The 5,754-nt window shown below is 51.1% G+C and carries 7 protein-coding genes; all 7 read right to left on the bottom strand.

Translation table 11 applies throughout. From position 1 onward, the window contains the following. Window positions 1-29: 29 nt before the first annotated feature. Window positions 30-1,202, bottom strand: a complete 1,173-nt coding sequence (locus VIN66_RS08735) for a lipase family protein (protein WP_230819846.1) — start codon at window positions 1,200-1,202, stop codon at window positions 30-32. Window positions 1,203-1,225: 23 nt separating this feature from the next. After that, window positions 1,226-1,711, bottom strand: coding sequence for a DUF6795 domain-containing protein (locus tag VIN66_RS08730; protein WP_331923616.1), 486 nt, complete (start codon window positions 1,709-1,711; stop codon window positions 1,226-1,228). 171 nt (window positions 1,712-1,882) lie between these two features. After that, the gene (locus tag VIN66_RS08725; protein WP_331923615.1) at window positions 1,883-2,749 is read right to left on the bottom strand and encodes a D-amino acid aminotransferase; all 867 of its coding nucleotides are present in this window, start codon (window positions 2,747-2,749) and stop codon (window positions 1,883-1,885) included. A gap of 134 nt (window positions 2,750-2,883) precedes the next feature. Then, the gene (locus VIN66_RS08720) at window positions 2,884-3,729 is read right to left on the bottom strand and encodes a DUF4392 domain-containing protein (RefSeq protein WP_331923614.1); all 846 of its coding nucleotides are present in this window, start codon (window positions 3,727-3,729) and stop codon (window positions 2,884-2,886) included. Then, window positions 3,730-4,671 (bottom strand): biotin-dependent carboxyltransferase family protein, encoded by a 942-nt coding sequence (locus VIN66_RS08715; RefSeq protein ID WP_331923613.1) that lies wholly within the window; start codon window positions 4,669-4,671, stop codon window positions 3,730-3,732. It abuts the gene before it with no gap. Beyond that, on the bottom strand, window positions 4,668-5,360 hold the full coding sequence (locus VIN66_RS08710; protein ID WP_331923612.1) for an allophanate hydrolase subunit 1: 693 nt from the start codon (window positions 5,358-5,360) through the stop codon (window positions 4,668-4,670). Before VIN66_RS08710 ends, VIN66_RS08715 begins: the two co-directional genes overlap by 4 nt. Then, window positions 5,357-5,754: LamB/YcsF family protein (locus VIN66_RS08705; RefSeq protein ID WP_331923611.1), on the bottom strand; the 398-nt coding region annotated here is incomplete at its 5' end. The genes VIN66_RS08705 and VIN66_RS08710, both read right to left, overlap by 4 nt.

The raw sequence follows: 5,754 nt of genomic DNA, 5'->3' as shown, positions 1-5,754 counted from the left end.
AACGCCCGGCCATGCCGGGCGGGGACATGTTACATCACACTGTTTATTGCTTCGCGTGCAGTGCGATACAAAGCTCCCAAGGTGGCGTCAAACACCCAGCGAATAAATTTAAATGATAATTCGGCTACTGTAGTTACCGCTTGTCGGGCGAATACTAGCATATGGCCAAGCAAGCCTTTGGTCTGCTCTGCCAATTTGGTTGATGCTTTGGCAACCGCTTCCAGCGTTCTGGCCAGCATATCGTAAAAGGTTAAGCCTGTACCAATAGCGGCTTGTGCCATTACCGCGGTGTAGTAGCCAGCATCTTTTAATAATGTAATTAAACCAGAGCTGATCTTTTCTGCCCAGTAGCTGCTAAAAGAAGCCTGATGACGGTTCTCATACTTAAATCGCACGGCAATGTGGTTTAACGATGACTTCGTTTGCAGACTACGCCAGCTGTCGTTATTTGCAGTATTCAGATAGCCAGGAGTAGCTTCCACTGCCATTTTATGTGCGGCGAAACTAATTCCTTGTCCTTGGGCCAGCAATACTTCCTCGCCTTGATATGGCGCATGCACGAAAGGCCACAGTGGCACCATTGGCACAGGGTCGGCAGCATGTGTGCAGCGGAAAATCCGGTCTATATTGTTTGACGTTTTCATCGCGAAACCGTCAAGCCCTACCCGTGGTGCGCCAAAGGTATAAAGAAACACTTTGTTCTTATAACGTCTTTTAACCCAATCGGCGGTTAGGTGTGCCAAAGCGCCACCAAGACTATGACCAACACAGTGTACAGTGCCGGTAGAACTACGAGCCAGCATGGGCGTTAAGGTTTGCTCTAAAGCCGGTTTCATGCTTTGAAAAGTTTTATTAAAACCGGCATGGATCATAGAGTTATTGTCGCCACCGGTTAAACCAATGTGAGCATCTGTTATGCCATCACTCAGGCTTGCAGTGCCTCGGATCGCAATGACATGATCACCATCATAGGTTCCTTTGCCTTTGCCGACAGCAGCGAAACCAGTAGAGCGTTTTAACATTCTCGCTAGAATGCTGCCGGATACACCCTGAATAGGGCCGTTCGACAAATCAAATTGAAATGCTTTTTCTACTTCAGGCGCAGACTTACCAAAGCGGTATAATCCGGACGAACTTGGTTTTTGTATGTCATATGCGACGGAAGCCAGTTGTACTGCCAGTTTTGGTGTTAACGTAGCCATTAGATAATCCTTTCGATGGTAATTTAGTCCAGACTGCAGACACCTGTCACACCATGTGGGTGCTCAGGAAACTCTTGGTTAGGGAGTTCGTACGTTTTTTCCGGCTGCGTTAATTCACATTGCAACCGTTGCATCTTCTCTGTCAGCGTTTTTGCTTCAGAGGCGTTAAGTGTCGTGTAGTACCACAACAAATAACGTTGATCGTTATGGTCAATATAAAGAACTTGGCGTTTGGAGGTGTCAAAGGCGCTACCGGGCCGGCGTGAGCGGATATTTTTTTCGTCAAAAGAAAACGAGCCATCAGCATTGGTTGTCGCGTAGTCCAGATACTCTTTATCGTAGGTGAGTTCGCGAAACACTTTGGTGTTAGCAACCGGGTTGCCGTTAAAGGTTATTTTACCCCGCACCTCAGGTGATAAATGCACATCGTATTTTTTAAACCAAGCAAACATATCTGCTGTAACCTGTTGTGAAAAAACAATAAATACTAGAAAACTCAGTGCTGCCATTAGCAGCGCAAAAGGCTTTTGCCTGAACATACCAGTCGTCATCCGATGGTTGGCTGAAATGGACGTTGCCGAAAGATAACCAAATAATAATTTTTTGTAAATTAATTATTTGTTAAAAGTGCGAAAAAGCGGCTGAAATGCGCTGTAACGGGTGCTACAGCGCGAAAATACTTAGTAGTCGAATTTGTAGCGGCTGAATAGCTGTTGCACCTGCAGCCAGACATCACCAACTAAACCATCGCCTACCGGTTTATCGTTAACAAACAACACTGGTGCAATTTCTTTGCTGGAGCTGGTCAGCCAGATTTCGTCAGCCGCCAGCACTTCGGCTTCACTGATATCGCGCTCTTCCACTTTCAATGAGCTGTGCGCTGCCAATATTGCCAGCAAAATGTGGCGGGTAATGCCAGGCAGTAATTTATGGCTCAGCGGCGGGGTGGCGATAACGCCGTCTTTGACCACGAACACATTCACTGCCGCGCCTTCGGTTAAGTTACCGTCTTTATCGAATAGCAGAATTTCCTGCGCGCCCTGGCTGTAGCCTTGCTGATAGTGCAACACGTTACCCAGCAGCGATGTCGATTTAATATGGCAACGCTGCCAGCGTAAATCCTGCCCGGTCACAACGGCATAGGTTGTGGCTTTGGCTTTATCGGCTACCGGTTCTGGCGGAATAGCAAAGGCAAAGCCAAATACGGTCGGGGTAATATTGGCCGGGAAGGCATGACCACGTTTGGTGTCGGTTCCGCGGCTTACCTGGAAATACACGCCAATGTTGTCTCCCAGCTCTGCGCGGTTGTCTGCCAGCAGTTGGTCGGCGATCTGTTGCCAGTCTGCCTGGCTGAGCTTGGGGTCAATTGACAGTTGTGCCAGGCCGCTGTGCATGCGGTCGATATGCGGGCCAAAACCGACAAAGCGTCCGGCATAGCTTGGGATCACTTCATAGATGCCATCGCCAAATAAGAAGCCGCGATCCATCGGCGATATTTTGGCTTCACTGGCCGGTACAAAGGCACCGTTTAAATATACTGTTGTCATTGCGGTTCTCTTCTTAGTGCCACTTAATATCTCTTCGAACCGGATTAGCCACACCGACACGCCGTAAATACATCCCTGTAGGCTCGTTTCCGCCCATCCAGGGCTCCAACGGTCGGTTTAGGCTAATCCGATTCTCACTTTATCAGTAACTTCAAGTCAGTTATTAATTGCAGGCCCTCGGTATGAGGCAGGCCGTCTTCAGTTAGCGTATTTAGCCGGGTAACACCATCCACGCTGCCTTTGGCCGATAAATACTGCAAAATGGCCAGTGGGTCAGCACTTGCTAACAGGTCTTCACCTCGTAGTGCCGACACCATGGCGGCAAGACCCCAGGCTGCCCAATTTGATACATCAGCCACTATCAGTTCATCGCATTGTGTTACTGATGGCGTAATGTTTAATTGGCTGACCTGTTGGTACAGGTTGCCCATACCAATTTCATTGCCGCCATCGCCTATACCAATGCTGGGGCAGGCCGCCAATGTCAGAAAATAATCAAAGCTGGCGCAGCGCAGTGATATATCTTCACCACGCATATTGGCGTAGCGGTGCTGGGCATTAAACCCTGGGCGTTCAATAGAGATCACCAGTTGCGGTTGCAATTCGGCCAGCGCTTTACTGGCTACTGCTGGCAGGGCGTCATACTGATTAACGGTGATCTGGTAGCATTGGTAATCTGCTTTTAATGCGCTGTATAACGGGTCGCCACAGACGATAATTGGTCTGGCGCCAAGCTGTTTCAGCAGCTGGTAAAGGCCGATAGCGCCGACAGGGCCATCGGTTTCAAAAGTGTCTAATACCGGGAAGCCGGTGCCAATCAGCACAGTGCCACGGCACTGGTTAAGCAGTCGTGCCGCACGCAGAATATAACCGGGCCGTAAATGTGGCTTAAGCGTCGCCATGCCGCGCAGGTTTTGCCGCACTAACAACTGTTCTATCTGCTGGCTGATGGCCAGAAAATCAGTATTTAATGTATTCATCTATAGGGTTACCAACTGACTGGTGATGGCATCGGTGCGCACTTTGGCCAGACACAGGGCATTGTGGGCCTGCTCAGCGCTGATGGGGGTAAAGTATACTTCTACTCCTGCACCGGCCTGCGACAGCAGTGCGCAGTCAAGCGACAGCATTGAACCGATTTTCGGGTAACCGCCGAGCGTTTGCCGGTCATTCAAAAGTACTATGGGCTGGCCATCAGGCGGGATTTGCACGGCGCCATAACAAATGCCCTCTGACAACAGCTGGCTTTGCTGGCAACTGATGGCACTGCCTTTTAGCTTGTAGCCCATTCGATCTGCCTGTGGCGTAACCTGATAACTGTGCAGATAAAAACGCTGGCGCTCGGTGCTGATAAAGCTGCTGACCTGGTAGCCTTCAATCAGGCGCAAGGTCAGAATACGGTTAAACTGAGGCCGGTATTGCACAGGCAGTTGTAATCTGGGCAGGCTTGTTATCTCTGCGGCCGGCAGGTTGTCGCCAGCTTGCAGTTTATTCCCATTCAGGCCGCCAATGCCCTCGCGCAGCACTGTCGCAGTGCTGCCAAATTGCGGCTTAACCTTAAAACCGCCGGCTATCGCAACATAGCAGCGCAGGCCCTGACTTGCCATAGCCAGCTCGATAATATCGCCGTTACGAACCTGCAATGTTGTCCAAAGCTCAGCGGCATTGCCATTAATCGTTAGTGCCGCGTTGGCCCCGGTAACGGCAATATAGCTGTTGCAATTGGCTTTTAGCTGTAAACCACCCACGCTGCACTCAATAAGGGTTGCGTCTTGTGAATTGGAAAGCAGCCGGTTTGCCCAGTAAGCTGATTGTGGGTCCATTGGCCCGCCGGTCGTCAGGCCCAGAGCACTCTGGCCAAAACGGCCCTGGTCCTGTAGCAGGCTGAGTACGCCAGGCGCTATCACACTAAAGCCGCTCATAATTCACCTCCCAGACGCAGAAACTCGGCTTTGTCGATTGCAACAAAGCGAACTTCGTCCCCGACAGCAACCGGCATAACCGGGCTGGCGTCCGGTGTAAACATCGGCGTAGGGCAAAGGCCAATCAGGTTCCAGCCACCAGGTGATTGCGCCGGGTATACCGCTGTTTGCCGGTCGGCTATTGCGACTGCACCACGCGGCACCTTTGCCCGTGGTGTACTAAGACGCGGCATTTGCAGTAACGGGTCTACTTCACCCAGGTAAGCAAAACCCGGCGCAAAACCAATGGCATAAACGCGGTAGCTTAGCGCCTGATGGCGCTCTATGACTTCTGCAACGCTGATCGCTTTTGCACTGGCAATCCGTGTTAAATCCGGGCCGCTTTCTTCACTGTAATATACCGGCAGTTCGATCTGCCTGCCGCTTGTGCTGTCGCCGCTGTGCAGCTGCTGCAGGCAATGCTGTAGCTGACTGCGAACCCGGAACAAATCAGTACTGAGCGGGTTAAATACCACCAGTACTGACGCGTAAGATGGCAATAAATCAAGCAGATGTTCTGACAATTCAGTACGGATAAGCTCGCTGGCCTGTTGCACCAGCGCTGATATGGCCGGGTCAATACGCTGGTCGAAATACAGCATCAAGGCATTTTCACCGGCAGTGCACAGTTGATATTGCACCTGACTCATGCCAGCAAAGCCTTAATTTTTTCTACCTGAGCGATGGCCGCCTGATTATCGCCGTGTACGCACATCGTATCGGCGCTCAGTGGCAGAGCTTTGCCAGAGGCTGTTGTTACCGTGCCCTGGGTCACCAGTTGCGACACCTGCGCCAGCATCTCGGCTTCATGCAACACAGCGCCTGCCTCGGCACGTGGTGTCAGCTTGCCATCGTCGGTATAACGCCTGTCGGCAAAGGCCTCAAATAACAGCTCAACGCCTTTGGCGCTGGCCAGGTCGCGGTAGTGCTGTTGCTCTGCTGTGGCCAGAATCATTAATTTGAGCGGTCGGTAGTAGCCGGCTACCGCTTGCAGCACGGCATCAAAAACGGCGGCTTTGCTCATCATGTCGTTATACAAAGCCC

It is taken from the genome of Rheinheimera sp. (genome assembly GCF_036568245.1).
Lineage (GTDB): Bacteria > Pseudomonadota > Gammaproteobacteria > Enterobacterales > Alteromonadaceae > Alishewanella.
Note: the sequence above shows the minus strand (reverse complement) of the source record. Positions and strands in the feature narration are given on the sequence as shown.